The sequence below is a fragment of the Paenibacillus ginsengihumi DSM 21568 genome, from assembly GCF_000380965.1.
GTDB lineage: Bacteria > Bacillota > Bacilli > Paenibacillales > NBRC-103111 > Paenibacillus_G > Paenibacillus_G ginsengihumi.
Map to the genome: position 1 here is coordinate 1 of NZ_KB905635.1, position 17,099 is coordinate 17,099.

Annotated in this window: 11 protein-coding genes and 2 pseudogenes; 11 read left to right on the forward strand and 2 right to left on the reverse strand. The window is 54.8% G+C overall.

Translation table 11 applies throughout. The features are described from left to right. From F591_RS29035 to F591_RS0124845, 11 genes and pseudogenes are all read left to right on the forward strand, one after another. Positions 1–199: pseudogene (locus tag F591_RS29035) on the forward strand (ISLre2 family transposase); the annotation flags it as partial. A 240-nt stretch (positions 200–439) separates the two neighbouring features. Continuing rightward, positions 440–913 (forward strand): VOC family protein, encoded by a 474-nt coding sequence (locus F591_RS0124800; protein WP_019537292.1) that lies wholly within the window; start codon positions 440–442, stop codon positions 911–913. Positions 914–971: 58 nt separating this feature from the next. Then, positions 972–2,190: pseudogene (locus tag F591_RS29040) on the forward strand (MFS transporter). Positions 2,191–2,403: 213 nt separating this feature from the next. Next, positions 2,404–3,432, forward strand: a complete 1,029-nt coding sequence (locus tag F591_RS0124810) for a LacI family DNA-binding transcriptional regulator (RefSeq protein ID WP_019537293.1) — start codon at positions 2,404–2,406, stop codon at positions 3,430–3,432. Positions 3,433–3,444: 12 nt separating this feature from the next. Then, a complete protein-coding gene (locus F591_RS0124815) occupies positions 3,445–4,329 on the forward strand; it encodes a carbohydrate ABC transporter permease (RefSeq protein ID WP_019537294.1) in 885 nt (294 codons plus the stop codon). After that, positions 4,319–5,146: a carbohydrate ABC transporter permease gene (locus F591_RS0124820; RefSeq protein ID WP_019537295.1), complete on the forward strand. Its 828-nt coding sequence runs from the start codon at positions 4,319–4,321 to the stop codon at positions 5,144–5,146. Before F591_RS0124815 ends, F591_RS0124820 begins: the two co-directional genes overlap by 11 nt. Positions 5,147–5,262: 116 nt before the next feature. After that, positions 5,263–6,561 (forward strand): ABC transporter substrate-binding protein, encoded by a 1,299-nt coding sequence (locus tag F591_RS0124825; RefSeq protein WP_019537296.1) that lies wholly within the window; start codon positions 5,263–5,265, stop codon positions 6,559–6,561. A 148-nt stretch (positions 6,562–6,709) separates the two neighbouring features. Continuing rightward, the gene (locus F591_RS0124830) at positions 6,710–8,533 is read left to right on the forward strand and encodes a glycoside hydrolase family 125 protein (RefSeq protein ID WP_019537297.1); all 1,824 of its coding nucleotides are present in this window, start codon (positions 6,710–6,712) and stop codon (positions 8,531–8,533) included. After that, positions 8,530–12,330, forward strand: a complete 3,801-nt coding sequence (locus F591_RS29810) for a glycoside hydrolase family 31 protein (RefSeq protein WP_019537298.1) — start codon at positions 8,530–8,532, stop codon at positions 12,328–12,330. Before F591_RS0124830 ends, F591_RS29810 begins: the two co-directional genes overlap by 4 nt. Beyond that, a complete protein-coding gene (locus F591_RS0124840) occupies positions 12,320–14,776 on the forward strand; it encodes a glycoside hydrolase family 31 protein (protein WP_156829696.1) in 2,457 nt (818 codons plus the stop codon). Before F591_RS29810 ends, F591_RS0124840 begins: the two co-directional genes overlap by 11 nt. A gap of 117 nt (positions 14,777–14,893) precedes the next feature. After that, complete coding sequence (locus F591_RS0124845) at positions 14,894–15,445, forward strand: nucleotidyltransferase family protein (protein WP_026326881.1); 552 nt, start codon at positions 14,894–14,896, stop codon at positions 15,443–15,445. A gap of 396 nt (positions 15,446–15,841) precedes the next feature. Here the strand turns inward: F591_RS0124845 and F591_RS0124850 are convergent, their stop codons facing one another. Beyond that, positions 15,842–16,480, reverse strand: a complete 639-nt coding sequence (locus F591_RS0124850) for a transposase (RefSeq protein ID WP_026326882.1) — start codon at positions 16,478–16,480, stop codon at positions 15,842–15,844. Then, on the reverse strand, positions 16,480–17,099 hold a 620-nt coding region (locus tag F591_RS0124855; protein WP_483823577.1), incomplete at its 5' end, for a transposase. The genes F591_RS0124855 and F591_RS0124850, both read right to left, overlap by 1 nt.

Sequence of the window (17,099 nt, forward strand, 5' to 3'; positions counted from 1 at the left end):
AGAAGCGGGCACGGTGGTAAGAACGGTTGAAGGACAAGCGAGTAAGCAGGCAACGCCGCAGCAGTCGATAAACATGCGGCAATTGCTCAAGAACGTGACGCAACCGGTCAAGGGTTGTATCGCTGGAATGATTCGCATGCTGCAAGGACCGAAGCAAAGCAGCACAACGGGTATGGCACTCAAAGCACTTCGCGGATAACGGCAAAAAATTCTGACAAATCACTTGTGTTTGATGAAAGAACGAAGCAAAGCGCTTACAAGGAAGAGGTTCCTTCGGGGTTCGCGTTCCAGGCATCTTAAATGACTGCCCACGCTAGCTTGACACTGACTTTTTTGCCCGGCAACTGTTCAATCTCCCGGATTTGATGTAGGATAAAGGATACCATAAAAATTTTCCAGTTTCTTCTGCCTTGCATTTTGAGATGAGGGAGGGATACGAATGATACCGCAGCGGATTACCTTGGTGACTTTGGGAGCGCGGGATCTGCCGAATTTGCGCGCGTTCTACCAACGTTTGGGCTGGGAGGATACGCCGGCGAGCACGGACGATTATTGCGTATTTACGACGGCGGGCGTTCTGCTGAGCCTATATCCTTACGCGGAATTGGCGAAGGATGCCGGGCTTGACGGGAAATGGGCGACGGAAGACGGTCCGGGCGGCCCTCGGGAAGCCGGAGATGCCAAGCCTTCATTCCGGGGGATTACGCTGGCGGTCAACGTGGAGGAGCCGGAGCTGGTCGACGCGGCGATCGAGCAGGCGCGCGCCGCCGGAGCGGTCATCCTCAAGGAGCCGGAGCAGGCGTTTTGGGGCGGCCGTTCAGCTTATTTTGCCGACCCGGAATTCAACGTCTGGGAGGTGGCCTGGAATCCTTCCGCCGCGTTTGACGAAAGCGGCGCGATGCTCTCTTTTTAACAAGCTGGAAGCTTTCATTTTATTTTCCTAGAAATCAAGACAAGCAAGTGAGGAACCTATGAATCAGACAACCGCTGTAAAAACGGCATCACCCGTATTCACCGTCTACCCGGTTTTGTTTGCGGTCAGCATCGTCCATTTGCTGAACGACACGATGCAATCGGCGATCCCCGCGTTGTTTCCGGTGCTGCGCGAGTCGCTGCTGCTATCGTACGGACAGATCGGGTGGATTTCTTTTGCCATGAACATCACCGCTTCGGTGTTTCAGCCTTTGGTAGGCTTGTACTCCGATGTCCGGCCGCGGCCGGACATTTTGCCGCTCGGCGTCTGCTTTACGCTGGCCGGCATCGTCATGCTCGCGTTCGCGCCTAACTACGGCATGATTTTGCTTGCCGTCACCTTGATCGGATTGGGCTCGTCGGTGTTTCATCCGGAGTCGTCGCGCGTCGCCTATTTGGCGGCGGGGACAAGACGCGGGCTGGCCCAATCGATTTTCCAGGTCGGCGGGAATGTAGGCTCTTCGCTCGGCCCGATCATGTCGGCTTTGATTTTTATCCCGCTCGGGCAGCGCAGCGTCGCCTGGTTTGCCTTGGCGGCTGTGGCGGCGATTATCATCCAGTTTTTTGTAGCTAGATGGTACGGTGGGCAGGATTTGCAGCCGCGCAAACGGCGCGTTGGAAGCGGCGAGCCGGCACCCAAAAGCGGCCTTAGCCAGGGGAAAGTCATGCTGGCGGTTACCGTGCTGGTGCTGCTGCTGTTTTCCAAAAATGTATATACGATCAGCATTTCCACTTTTTATTCGTTTTTTCTGATCGATCATTACGGCGTAGCCAAAGAAACGGCGCAGTGGTATATTTTCGCTTTTCTGGCCGCGGCGGCGGTCGGCACGTTTTTTGGCGGGCCGCTGGCGGACCGGTACGGGCGGCGCAACATCATTTGGCTGTCGATCCTGGGGACGGCGCCGTTTTCGCTGCTGCTTCCTTACGCCAATTTGTTCTGGTCCGGCGTGCTCGTCGTGATCGCCGGCTTGATTATGTCCTCTTCGTTTTCGATCATCGTCGTGTACGCGCAGGAGCTCCTGCCGGGAAAAGTGGGGCTCGTGTCCGGCCTGTTTTTTCGGGCTGTCGTTTGGCCTCGGCGGCCTCGGCTCCGCGGTGCTCGGCATTTTTGCCGATCAGACCGGCATCCTGTACATTATGCAGCTATGCTCGCTGCTGCCGCTGATCGGCCTGTTGACCGTGCTGCTGCCGAAAGATGAGGTGTTAAGGCAGCAGTGAAAGCTGGATGAAAAGGACGGGGTTATATTCCTGCTCGAATATAACCTCTCTTTTTTGCCCTGAGGTAAATCGGTTAACTTCGTTAACTAAAATCCCGAAGCTAAAATTAGCAAATTCCACTTGAAATATAGCGCTTTCGTCACTATAATGAACTTAAACGTATAACTAAGATCTTGGTGATGTTCAGCAAAGTAAACAAAAGAAGGTGGAGGAATGAAACGTACGACGATTAAAGATGTGGCGGAGAAAGCCGGGGTTTCCGCGGCCGCGGTCTCGTATGTGTTGAACGGGCGCGAAGGCAAAGTGTCGGAAGAGACGCTGGCGAAAATCTTAAAGGCGATCGAAGAGCTGAATTATATCCCCGATTTTTCCGCGCGGAGCTTGGCGAGCAAACGTTCCAGCCTGATCGGCGTTGTGATTCCCCAGACCGAAGACCAGAAGAGGCTGCTGCTCGAAAACCCGTTCTACAGCGACCTGATCTGCGGAATCGAAGCCAAGCTAAGGCAGCACGGTTATCATGTCCTGATCTCCGGGGTGGAGAAAGGGCATAGCTATCTGGATTTAACGATGCAGCGCAATCTGGACGGGGCTGTCATCATGGGGATTTATCAGGAAAGCTTCTATGAAGAGCTGAAAAAGGTGGATATTCCGATCGTGCTCATTGACAGCTATATTAACGACGATTCGTTCAAGAAAATCCGGATCGACGACGAGCTGGGCGGCTATCTGGCCACCAAGCATCTGATCGAGCAAGGCCATACGAACATCGGCCTCGTTACAGGGGTCATCCGGAAGGATGGCGTCGTGGAGAAGCGGTATTTGGGTTATAAGAAGGCTTTGAGCGAAGCGAATTTGTTTTATGACCACAACCTCGTGTTCGAGGGGCAGGTCAGCTACGAGTATGGGGTGGAGGCCGGCATCGAGATTGCCAAGCGGCAAACGAACCTGACTGCGGTCTTCGTCACCAGCGACATGATGGCCTTCGGCGTCATTAACGGTTTGCGCCAGGAAGGGCTTCAGGTGCCGGACGATGTCTCGGTGATCGGCTTTGACGATATTTCGCTATCCAGCATTTTTCTTCCGAAGCTGACGACCGTCCATCAGGATATTAAGGCCCGGGGGATGGCTGCGGCCCAATATCTCATTGACGTTCTGGACGGCAAGCAAAAACCCGACGGCGGAGTTACCCTGCTTCCGATTTCCATCAAAGAACGCGAAACCGTGCGCCGGATTAAGCGATAAAGGAGTGGAAACATGGTTGGTCAGAATAAATGGGCGAAACGGGCGGCAATCCTCGTGTTTTTGCTTCCCAGCTTGATCGGGCTGCTAATGTTTCAACTGATACCGATCGTCATTTCAGGAGTGATCAGCTTTACGGATTGGAACATGCTGTCATCCGCCAAATTTGTCGGTTTGGACAATTTCGCAAAGGTATTTACCGATGAGAAATCTTACACCTCGCTGCTTAACGTGTTCAAGTTTATCGTCGGCTACATCCCGGCGGTGATGGCGCTCGGCACCTTTCTCGCCGTATTGCTGAACCGGAACATGCGGGGCATCAAATTTTACCGGGCGATGATATTCATTCCGGTCATTACTTCGTGGATCGCGGTGTCGATAGTATGGCGCTGGTTCCTCAACGGCCAAAGCGGCCTGATAAACTACTTTCTTTCCCTGTTTGGGATCGACGGCCCGATTTGGCTTCAAGATTTCAACTGGGCTTTGCCGGCGGTCATCGGGGTTACGGTATGGAAGGACCTTGGATTTGTGGCGATTATTCTGCTTGCCGGACTTCAGGAAATATCCGACGACTACTATGAGGCGGCGCAAATCGACGGGGCCAGAGGTTGGACCCAGTTTCGGAAAATTACGCTTCCTTTGCTGACGCCGGCGCTGTTTTTCGTGCTGACGATTTCCCTGATCAACTCGTTCCAACTGTTCGACCAGGTTATGATCATGACCGGCGGCGGACCGGCAGGAAGCACAAGCACGATCGTCGAGCAAGTTTATAAGAACGCTTTCATGAACAACAAGATGGGTTTTGCGTCTGCCCAGTCCTGGGTGCTGTTCGCGATCATTTTTGCCGTGACGCTGGTGCAGAACCAATTGCAAAAAAGGTGGGTCGTTTATGACAAGTAAGGCAACGTTATGGAAAAACATCGCCGCGCATCTCGTTTTGTCCATCGCTTCGCTCGTGCTCGTATTTCCGTTTGTCTGGATGGTCAGCGGCGCGTTCAAGGACAGCCTGGAAGTCGTCAAGATGCCGCCGCAGTGGATTCCGTCGCATTTTAACTTCGATAATTTCATTGAAATTGAAAAATACTTTCCGATTTTCCGTTCATTGTGGAACAGCGCCGTCGTCGCCGTCGTTTCGACTGGACTGCAGCTTATTGTCTGCGCCATGGCGGCATTCGTCTTCGCCAAAATCAGCTTCAAAGGCAGGGAAGCGTTGTTCTTCCTGTTTTTGATCACGCTGATGATCCCGATGCAGGTCACGATGACGCCGTTATTCATCATTTTTCAGAAGCTGCATCTCGTGAACACGTTGGCCGGGCTGATCCTGCCGGGGATATTCAGCGCGTACGGGACCTTCCTGCTGCGCCAGCACATGATCGGAATCCCTAACGCGCTGCTAGAAGCGGCGTTTATCGACGGAGCTTCCTATTTCCAAGTGTTCCGCAAGGTGGTTTTGCCGCTTAGCAAGCCGGTTTTGGCGACGCTGCTGATCTTTTCGTTTATGGGCTCGTGGAACAATTTCCTGTGGCCGCTGATCATCACGAGCGATACCGATTTGATGACCCTGCCGCTGGGCTTAAGCAGGCTGCAGGGGCGCTGGGCGACGGAATGGAACATTCTGATGGCCGGCAATGTGATTTCGTTTATTCCTATCTTCATCGTGTACCTGTTTGCACAAAAGCATTTTATTAAGGGGATCACGATGAGCGGGATAAAATAAACCACACCTAAAACAAGGGGGGGATGCGGATACGCGGGCGGTGCAATGGCCTGGCGGAATTTGGCGCAATGCGCGATGTAAGCGCTATTTTAGAAAACTCAAGGGAGAGATGGTAAATGGTCAAGAAGAGCATGACATGGATTCTGCTTCTGTGCCTGGCGTTGGTAGCGTCGGCATGCGGCTCAAACAGCGGCAAGGAAGCGGGCGGTTCGGAAAATGCGAACGGCGGCAAGCAGGAAACGATCAAATTTATGCAGTACACGGCGAGCGGCGCGCAGGAAGAAACGCTCAAGGGCATGATCAAAAAATTCGAAGAGGCCAATCCTGGCATCAAGGTCGACATGGAAATCGTAGACTATCAAAATTATATGACCAAGCTGAATACGATGATCGCTTCCAATACCGCCCCTGACGTGTTTGAGGTAGGGTACGAAAATTTCATGACCTACGCCTCGCAAAATGTGTTGATGGATTTGACCGACATTATCGCAAACGATAAAGAGTTCAACCCGGATCAGTACAAGAAGCTGGCTTATGACGCGTTCAAATATAACGGAAAGCAAATGGGCATCGTGGAAAGCTTCTCGGACGTCGTTCTATTCTACAACAAAGATTTGTTCGACCAGAAGCAAGTGGCTTATCCGCAGGACTCCTGGACTTGGAAAGATGAGCTGGAAGCCGCGCAAAAGCTGACCGATGCGGAGAAAGGCATTTGGGGCACTTACTCGCCGATCCAATTTTATGAGTTTTACAAAACGATCGCCCAAAACGGCGGCGGTATTTTTGACGAAAGCGGCAAACCGACGGTTAATAGCCCGGCCAACGTGGAAGCGCTGCAATGGATGATCGATAAGGCGGCAAAATATAAAATTTCTCCGCCGCTGAATGACGACACCTTCGCCCAGCCGGATGCCGACGTCAACGCCTTCAAAGCCGGGAAAATCGCGATGTTCCGCACCGGGATTTGGAATATGGCGCGGTTTGCGGACGCGGGCTTTAATTGGGACATCGCTCTTGAACCGGGCAATGTGCAAAAAGCCCATCATTTCTTCGCCGACGGGCTTGCCGTTTCCAAGAACAGCGAGCATGCCGAAGCGGCGTGGAAATTCCTGAAGTTCATGTCTGCCGATCCTTACGTAGTGGAGCAGCGGATTGCGAAAGATTGGAGCGTGCCGGCGATTTCCGACGAAACGATGCTGGAGGCTTATTTCAAGAAAACGCCGCCTGAATCGAAGAAGAAAGTGATCGAAGCGTTGGATTCCCTCGTTCTGCCTCCGGTCGGACCGAAGCCTGAGAAATGGAACGAAATTTCGACGGCGGTGGGGGAAGAGCTGGATAAAGCAAGACTTGGCGCATCCGATGCCCAAACCGCGCTGGATGCCGCCCAGAAAAAATTGGAAGACATTCTGAAATAACAGCAAAGCGTCGTCTTGATTATCCAGCACCCATGGTAAGGGGTCGTTTGTGGGAACGATCCCTTACTTACTTTCAATTACTATCATACTTTAATTTCGCGTGTTATAGCAAAAAAGTATTTTTGGATTATAGCGATGGGGTGAAAGAATGAAATCATATCTGCCTACCGGCAATGAAATGATCGCGATTCCTCTGCTGACCGAAGCAAGGGCGGCGATCGAATCGGTCAATTTTTTGCATATGGGCTACAAAGGCATCGTGGAAATTACAGGCGATCCGGCGGACAACGCGCCGCTGATGGAGCCTTTCATCGATATGAATGGCGCGGTGCATAGACCGCAGAACTTGCGCTGGCGGCGGCTTAGCGACTGGATTCCTACCTTTGAAGCGGACATACCGGGCGTTTCGGATTTGGTTCTGGAAGGTACGGTGCTGGCTCCGCTCGAAGAAAGGGGCTTTGTATATCGGCTCAAAGCGGAAAACCGCGGGAAAGAGACGCTTACGTTTACGCTCGGGCTGCAAGGAAAATGGACGGAAACGAAGCATACGATCAATGAATCCAAGCCGATGAACGGCCGGAAATTTGTTTATGAAAGCGGCTGGAACCATTCCAATGTGTTTGATTTCCGCAACACGGTGTCGGTATTTTCGTTTGCGCCGATTTTTGCGGCGAAGATGGATTTGCATGAGGCGGAGGCAAGGGATGAGGGCATCGCTTACCGCTTCGGCAAGGAATTGTCGCTTGCGCCCGGCGAATCGGCAGCGGTCGATTTTTATTGGGGGCTCGGTTTTGAAGAGGTGGGCTCGACGACAGCGGCCAAAGAAATGCTGCGCAAAGGCTACGGCGCTCTCCTGTCCCGCACCGTAAGCTGGCTGGAAGAGCGGCGCCAGCAAAGCGGCCGGGAAGATTTGGACCAATTGTTTAACACGAATCTGTTCTTTAACTTCTTTTACGCTTCCGGAAAGACGATGGATACGGAGCAGCTTGTGCTCATCACCTCCCGAAGCCCGAGGTATTACGTCAGCGCGGCCTATTGGGACCGGGACAGCCTGCTCTGGAGCTTCCCATCCATCCTGATCGCGGATGCCGGTTATGCCCGCCAAATGCTGGAGTACGTATTCGAGGTGCAAATGAGAAACGTGGGCGTTCACAGCCGCTACATCGACGGCACGGTGCTGGAACCGGGCTTTGAACTGGATGAGCTGTGCGCTCCGATCGTTGCGCTGTACAACTACGTGAAGCGCACGGGAGAGAAGGAAATCGTACATGAGCCGATTTTTGCCAAAGGCATCGCGCGGATTCTGAACATTCTGGATTCCAAGAAGCACAAGCATATCGATTTGTATGAAACTTTCCTGCAGCCGACCGACGACATGATCGTGTATCCGTATTTGACTTACAACAATGCGCTGGTAGTTACGATTTTACGTTATTTGGCCGAACTGCTTGCGGGCCGCAAAGAATTTGCCGGCCCCCTGCTCCAAAAGGCGGATAAGACGCAAGCGGCGATCTACGAGCACTGCGTCAAAGAAGTCGACGGCAAACGAATTTTTGCCTGGTCCGTGGACCTTGAAGGCAACTGGAATGTGTACGACGAGCCTCCGGGCAGTTTAACGCTGCTGCCGTTCTACGGTTTTTGCGGCTGGGACGATCCCGTTTACCGGGCGACGGTGGAATATATCCGGAGACCGGATTACCGGTACTCTTTTGCCGGGGCGAAAATTGCCGATATCGGCTGCGAGCATGCGCCCCATCCGTGGGTGCTCAGCATCGCCAACAGCCTATTGTCGGGCCGCAAAGAACATTTTCTGCGGATTGTGCCGCACCTGAAAATGGACAACGGCATCGCCTGTGAAAGCGTCAACGAACATACGGGCGAATGCGAGACTGGCGAGGCGTTTGCTACCTGCGCCGGATTTTTGGCTTATGCGATGTATGTCGCTTTTTATGAAAAGGAGGCAGCACGATGACGGGAAAAGGGGACTTGATACGCGATCAGGCGTTTTCCAGCTTTGCCGGGCTCCAAAGAGGCGAGATGGATCGGGCGGTAAGGTTCATCCGGCAAACGGAAACGATTCTGCTTCACGCCTTCAAGCAGTCAAATATCGGCGGGGAGGGCGCAAAGCCGCCGGCGCTTAGCGGCCCGGATACGCTGAATGCGGCTTATTGGCTGTGGATTCTCGGCGAATATACGAATGCGGCTAAAGACCGGTCGCTGCTTGTTAGCCTCCGGAACACGGCGGAAGTGGCTCTGACGGCCATATCCGCGCATTGGAGGGATTCGCTGCCGCATTGGCTCGGCATTCCGGGGCGGGAGCCGGCGATTTATTTAAGCAATTTGGCGATTTTGTACGGGGCCGCGCTGGCCATTCAGCCTTCATGGACGAACGGGCTGGATAGCGGCGCATTTTCGGCCGCCGATGTGCAGCGGCTGCTCAAAGAGATCCGAGAATTGCTGTTTGCCAAAATGATTAAAGACGGCCGGGTCGTCAGCCGCGTGGGCAGCCGGGAAATTAACGGCGATATTGTGCTGGCCGCCGTTCCTTTCGGTTTGCTCGGGATCGAGGACCGCATTCTCATCGAAGCGCTGTACGTTGCCGAACGGGAGCTGATCGGCCGCGGGGTGCGGTTCTCTGAAGCCGATCTGGCCTTCGGAGGTTGCGAGCGTCCGGCGCTGGGAGGAGTCCTGGCGTGGTATTACAGCGAAAAAGGGGATACGGCGAAGGCGAAGCAATTGCTGGAGCGCCTGACGGAGCTTCGTGAGGCATCGCCTGGCGGAGAGCTGCCGGAGATCGATCCGCAAACGGCCTTGGAGCCGCTTTACCTGGAAGAGGAACTGCGCAAACGCGGCGGGCAAATCCCGGTAAGCCCCCTGGCGGAAGCGATCTTCGAAATTGCCGAAGAGGCGCTGAAAAAAGCTTTGCAAGGCCGCGAAAAGGCGCCGGACAGACCGTCCGTATCATTGCTGCACGAACCGGCGGGAACGAATGATCCTTACGTATATGCGCCGCATGAACGGTCTCCCCGGCATCCGGAGGAGGGGCAGCTAGTGTTCGTGCGCGCATCGACGCTGCCGTTTCGCCCGCAATCGCAAACGGTGTGGGTTGAATTCCGCATCGGGGACGGCGCGTATACGCGCTTGCCGATGAGGCTGGCCGCCACGCCGGAAGGGGAGAAGATTTGGGAGGCGGCGCTTGGACGGTTTGCTTTCGGCCAGACTGTGCACTACCGTTTCGAGGCTCAGGAAGGCGGGGAAAAGGTCGTTTCGGAAGTCTATTCTTTCTCCGTTCGGGCATGGACAGGACTTTGGGAGCCGTCTAGCATCCAGGCGAATCCGGAGGAAATTGCCGTAGAGTTTGCGCTTCTTCCCGGAATGAGCCTGCGGCCTGTCATCCGCTTTCATAGAGCCGCAAGAGAGAGCGGCGAAGGGATTGAAGTCATGCTGGATTGGAAGGCGCCGGACTCTTCACCGGGAATCTCCGGGGATCAGCCGGAAACGGCGGAATGGAGGCTAGAGCTGAAAGGATACGAGTTGATCATTGCCCGCGCCAACGGCAAGCTTAAATGGCGTATGCTGGATGCGCTAGGGAAGCTCGTTTTCGAGACGGCCCAAGGGCGCGGCACGCCGCCGGTGGAAGTGATGACCGATCAGGAGGGCAAAGTTTACAAAGCCCGGCTGAATTTGCAGCTTCAAGACGGGGAGCGCGCCTTCGGGATGGGCGAGAGATACGCGCGCATGGAATATCGCGGATTTAGTGTAGATAACCACGTGTATAACGAGTACCGGAGCCAAGGGCTTAAAACATATATGCCCGTCCCCTTCTACATCAGCTCGCAAGGCTATGGCTGTTTTCTGGATACGCTGATGTATTCCCGTTTTGATTTCGGTTCGCAGCAGTCGGATCTATTGACGGTGGAAGCGGAATTAAGCCCCGATTCGCCTAGGCTAAAAGCACACTGGTTCCCTGGACAACCGCTCGCGGTCATCCGCCAGTTCAGCGAGGCGACAGCAAGACCCGTCCTCCCGCCGAAGTGGTCGTTTGGCCCATGGATGTCAAGCAACAACTGGGACAGCCAGGCCGAGACGATGAAGCAGGTGGAGCTGACGGAGCGGTATGAAATCCCGGCGACGGTCATCGTGCTGGAGCAGTGGAGCGACGAGGCGACGTTCTACATTTTCAACGATGCCCAGTACAAGGCGGTAGACGGCGGTGAATTCCTCACATACGGCGATTTCACGTTTCCGGATTGGGGGCGCTGGCCGAATCCCCGGCAAATGGTCGAAGAGCTCCATGCGCGCGGGCTTAAGGTTCTGCTCTGGCAAATCCCGATTCAAAAATTTATGTACGGCATTACGCACGAGCAGAAGGACCAGGACGAGAAGTTTATGCTGGAGCGGAATTATCACGTAAGGCGAACCGACGGGACGCCGTACCGGATTCCCTACAATTGGTTCAAGGATTGCCTTGTCCTTGACTTCACGAACGAGGAAGCTCGGCGCTGGTGGTTTAAGAAACGGCAGTATCTGCTCGATGAAGTCGGGATTGACGGGTTTAAGACCGACGGCGGGGAATGCATTCTGGGCCATGATCTGATGTTTGCCGACGGCACGTCCGCTGCGGAGATGCACAACCGCTATCCGCTCGACTATATCGGGAGCTATTACCGGTTTGTTCAGGAACGGACGCGCAATAACGGCATCACCTTCAGCCGCTCTGGCTATACGGGAGCCCAGCAATATCCGCTGCATTGGGCCGGGGACGAGCGCTCGACGTATGAGGCCTTCCGCTCCTCTATCTTGGCGGGCCTGACGAGCGGCATGTCCGGCATCCCGTTTTGGGGCTGGGATCTGGGAGGATTTCACGGCGATATTCCGACGGCGGAGCTGTTCATCCGCGCGGCGCAGATGGCCGCCTTTTGTCCGGTCATGCAGTACCATGCGGAAACGAAGGGGGAATTCAATCAGGACCGGACTCCTTGGAACATTGCCGAGCGGACGGGACGTCCCGAGGTGATCGCGATCTATAAAAAATTCGCCGATATCCGCATGAACCTCCTTCCGTATGTGTATGCCGAAGCGATGTATTCCAGCGCCACGGGGGAACCGATGATGCGGGCGATGGCTATCGAGTTTCCGGGCGACAAAGCCTGCATGGGGCTGGGAACGCAGTATATGTTCGGCAGAAGCCTGCTCGTAGCGCCGCTAACGGAAGAAGGAGCTTACAGCAGACGGGTTTATTTTCCGGAAGGGCGCTGGCTCTCCCTGTTTGGGGATCAGCTAGTCGAGGGCGGGCGCAGCGAAGGCGTTCACGCCGATTTGGACGAAATCCCCGTGTTTATCCGGGAAGATGGGATCATTCCGCTTAATCTGAAGGACGGATTGAATCTGGGCACGCATGTAGGCAATGCGGTGGACCGTTATGAGCGGCTTACTTTCATGATGTTCCCCGTCCGTGAATGGGACTATCGTTTCGCGGACGATCTGGGTAACTACGTAACGCTGCGGGGAAAACGGGAGGAAGACGGTTTGCGGTTTACGGTGACATCGAATGTCTCCGAGCCTGTCAGCCTGATCGTGCGCGGACTGGATGAGGTGCAGAAGGTGACGTTGGGCGATGCGGATTTGAGCCGTTTGGCGAATCCGGATGACCTGGACCAAGAGCCGGGCTACTTCCTTCGCGGAAATGATTTGATTCTGCGTGCCGGTCAAGGCGAGCAGAAGGTTTATATTCAAACGAAATCTGGGGGATCGGTTCATGCTAACTAGCGAAATGATTCGTCCGGACGGCGAGCTGGCGCGCCGTTCGGACAGAGAGGTCGAGCATTTCGGACCCGCGAGAGCGGTCGTTTCCGAATCGGGATGGACGATCATCGAAGGGCGGCATGGCTCTTTGCGGGTTCAGTGGATTTACGAGGATATCGTTCGGATTACGGGAGCCGCGTCCGCGGAAGCGTTAGCCGGTACGCTTCCGGTGTATGCGGCCCTGCTGCCGGACGAATCTTGTTCCAATCGGATTTCCATAGAGGAGACGGAAGATCGGATTTTGCTTCATGGCGGCGGCAACTGGACCCTTCAAGTGAACAAAAGTGACCTGTCCTTCGTTCTGACGGACGCCGCCGGCCATCCGGCAATGAACCTTCACCGGTATTACAGCGGTGAAGGGCATTTGCAGTGCCGCGGCGAGATGACGCCCGGAGCGCAGATTTACGGGCTTGGCGAAACGACGGGTTATTTGGACAAGCGCGGCGAGCGGTATACGATGTGGAACTCCGACGTCTATTCGCCGCATGTGGCCGACATGGAGTCGCTTTACCAATCGATACCTGTGCTCATCCATCACCATTTGGGGAAAGCTTACGCCCTGTTTGTCGATAACCCGGGACAAATCCAGTTCGATATGCGGAAAGAGCGGGATAAGTACCGGATCGATTTGGAAACGGGACTGCTGGATGGCTATTTTGTGGCGGGTCCCGCGCTCAAAGACGTCGTTCAGCGCTACACGCTGCTGACCGGCCGGATGGAGCTGCCGCCGCTTTGGGCCATCGGCTACCAGCAGTCCCGCTACAGCTATATGACCCAGCAGGAGGTGCTGGAGCTCGCGCGCACCTTTCGGGCGAAAGGAATCCCTTGCGACGCGATTTACCTGGATATCCACTACATGGAAGACTTTAAGGTGTTTACGTTTGACCCGGTGCGGTTTCCGGACCCGAAAGGGATGATCGCCGAACTGAAGGAGATGGGGATCCGGGTTGTGCCGATTGTCGATCCGGGCGTAAAAATGGACGCGCGGTTCCCGGTTTACGTCGAAGGCTTAGAGAAGGGTTATTTTTGCCGTAAAGAAGACGGGAGCGTCTTTCAAGGCGAGGTTTGGCCCGGAATAAGCGTATTCCCGGATTTTTCCGATCCTGAGGCTGCCAAGTGGTGGGGCGAGCAGCACCGCGTGTACGCGGAAATGGGCATCGCGGGAATCTGGAACGACATGAACGAACCGAGCGTGTTCGCCTGCGAAACCCATACGATGGATTTGGATGTGCTGCACCAAAACGACGGGCGGCCGATCAGCCATGAAGCTTGGCACAACATGTACGGCCTCGCCATGTCGAAAGCGACCCATGAAGGAATGAAGCGTTTGCTGAGCGGGGAACGCCCCTTCGTGCTGACCCGTTCCGGTTATGCGGGGATTCAGCGGTTTGCCGCCGTCTGGACCGGAGACAACCGCAGTTATTGGGAGCATATGGCGATGTTCATGCCTATGGGGATGAATTTGGGCTTCTCCGGCGTCGCTTTTTGCGGTTCCGACATCGGCGGATTCGAGCATTCCACCTCCGGCGAACTGTTGGCCCGCTGGATGCAGATGGGCGTGTTCTCGCCGCTGTGCCGGAACCATAGCGCCTATAAGACGCTGTATCAGGAGCCGTGGCGCTTCGGCAGTGAAGTGGAGGAGATTTGCCGCAAATATATCCGGCTTAGATACCGGCTGCTTCCTTATCTGTACGCTTATTTTCGCGAGGCGTCGCTTACGGGGCTGCCCATCATGCGCAGCTTGGCGCTGGAATATCCGGAGGACCGGGAAACGTACCAACTGTCCGACCAGTTCCTGCTGGGTCAAGATTTTCTGATCGCTCCGATCTATAGACCGAGCACCGCTCACCGGGCCGTCTATCTTCCCGAAGGGAACTGGTACGATTATTGGACCGGCGAGCGGCACGAGGGCGGCAAGCACATCCTCGTCCACGCCCCTCTCGATACGCTGCCGCTGTTCGTGCGGGGCGGAGCGATCGTGCCGGAAACCGTCGAGGCGCAGCATACCGCTACGGCCGGGTGGCAGAATTTGACTTTGTATTATTATGTTCGTGGGGACGATGGCGAGCCGGGCAGCAGCGAATTTACGCTTTATGAAGACGACGGCGCAAGCGACCGGTATAAGCAAGGGGAGTATAACGAGCTAAGATGCTTTGCCGAGGAGACGAAAATTTCGCTCCGCCTGGGATATGAAGAGCTTCATCGCGGCTACGATCATCCGCGGGAAAACCTGCGTTTCGTGGTGAAGCACCTGCCGCGGGAGCCGCAGGACGTCGGCGGGCTACAGCGGTATGAATCCCTGGAAGCGTTGGAAGATGGGGTAGCCGGATGGTGGTACGACCATGAACGCCGTGAACTCATTTTGAAAATTCATGAGGCGCAAAGATGGGAATGCGCTATTGTAAAATAGTCCGAGCCGGACGCTGTCCTGCCAGCGTCCGGTATTTCTATGTATAATAGAAAAAACGTTTGATTTCGGTTGAAAGGTTGGTAGACGATGCTGCTTGATGGTTCGGGATATTTGCCTATGGCCAGCGCAGCCGATTTACGCGAAGCGATCCGGCGGCAGCCGGAGATGATGGCCGATCTAAGGCTCGTTGCCGAACTGGGCTTGCCGCAGGGGTGCATCGCCGCCGGGTATGTCCGCAACTTCGTCTGGGACGTTCTGCACGGGTATGCGAGCAGAACCCCGCTGCATGATGTGGACGTCCTCTATTATGATCCGGATTGCCTGGACGAAGCGGTGGAGAAGGCGTACGACGCTCAACTGTCGGCCCGCTGCCCGCAGCGGAACTGGTCGGTCAAAAATCAGGCGCGGATGCATTTGCGGAACGGGGAGGCGCCTTACCGCTCGGTCGAAGACGCGATGCGGCACTGGCCCGAAACCGCTACGGCGGTTGGCGTCTGCCTGAACGCCGAAGGCGAAGTGGAGCTAATCGCGCCCTTGGGCCTCGAAGATTTGCTGTCGTTGAAGGTTCGGCAAAGCCCGTACTTCCGCGATACCGCGGCATTCAGGGAACGGGTCGCCGCCAAGGAGTGGCTGCGGACCTGGCCGCGACAAACGCTGATCGAGGGTTAGGCGGCGGGGCGCGCGGGCGGGAGGCGGGGCGCAGCATATGCCTGCCCATGCGGCAAAGCCAGCAGGGAGGCGGGGTGTGCGGGTGCACGCTCGTGTGGCAAAGCGCTGTAGGCTGCTGAGGGCGTACCTTGGCGTGCAACGGCTCCCGGTTTAACGGACCCAGGAGCCGCTATTTCGGGCAAAAACGGGCGATTTGTAATGCTAAAGGACCCCAGTGACCTTATTTCGCACTAGCCTTGCATCTAAAGTGACATGGTATTCAATTAATTGTTAATCTTGGTTGTATCAACTTATTGGATTAAAATTTACCATTTCTATTTTCCGCCAATGTGCTAAAAGGGTAACAGGACGTGAAGTGTAGTCATGTTACCAAAAATTAGTAGATGAATCATTCGGTTACTCTAGTACCATCTTGACGCTCTTGAGCTTCAATGGATGTTTTCTCGGCCTTCCTGGCCGCCCTTTCTTACGCCGGCCTTTGGATGGCTTAGACGGCGGTCGTAACACAGCTTGTTGAAACTCTTCCCACGATCGCTCAGCATATAAGCGCATGCGTTTCAAGATCTGCCATAAGCTTAGATCCGTTTGCATCTCTAACTTGATCAACAGCACCAAGCTGTACGCGATCAGCGCCAGATAGATTTGGTTCCAGATGGCGGTTTGGTTTGCGCTGTAGATCTTCACCAGCCTCAGATGTTGCTTGATCCATTTGAAGAACAACTCGATCAACCATCGATAGCGGTAGATCTCGCTAATCTCTTGGGCAGAGCGATCCTGCACATTGGTCAGCAAGCGGTAGGTCCGTTTCTGCTCATCCGTAAACTCGATCAGTCGGGCTTGGAGGTGATGCGTCTGCTTCTGCTTATCGTTCCACTGGATCTCGACGTCCGCATCTAACGTGATGGGAGAACCCTCAGGAACCGCTCGCTGATGGAGGATGGTTACCTTGTTCTTGGTCTGCAATCTGGCCACGAACCTCATCTGTTGGTGAATCAGCGATTCATATAGCTCGTACTGGATATACCCGCGATCCATCACATGAATGCATCGTCCGCCACCACCAGATCAAGAGCGACTTCCTGATCACTCACCGCCGCTGTGCTGTTGATGATCTTGCCGGGAAACACCGTTTCGCGATCGGCCACCACGAGCTGGGTATGGATCTTGACCGCATTTTGCTCTTTGCTCCAGTACGCCCAGCGTCCAGCTAGGGTGGGCAAGGTAAGCACGGTGGAGTCGAGAATCCGGAGCTTGCCGATATTCGGGATCCCTTGCTTCTGCTTGGTGATCTCCTGGATGCGTGCGATGTTGCAGAGAAAGATCGCTTGTAACAGATCCGTCGGGAGTTGCTTGATCTTTCGTGAAAGCTGAGAGGCACTGATCGACTTCAGATGGTCGTCCTGCAGATCCGGCATGATGCGAAGGTGTTCCGAGATTTCATCATAGCTGGTACGCCCTGCAAGCTGAGACTCCACAAAAATCTGAATGGCTTTACCGGTTGTAAGTTTGCGAGTGCGATGGTCGGCAAGCAGGCCGCGATATTCTCCGACATTCAGCAAAGATAGTGTAAAATCTCTGTGGGTGTAGGAATTGGAAAAAGCGGATATAGAAAAAGAGCTTCTCCCTTGGTAAAGTGATGTTTGCGCACAACACA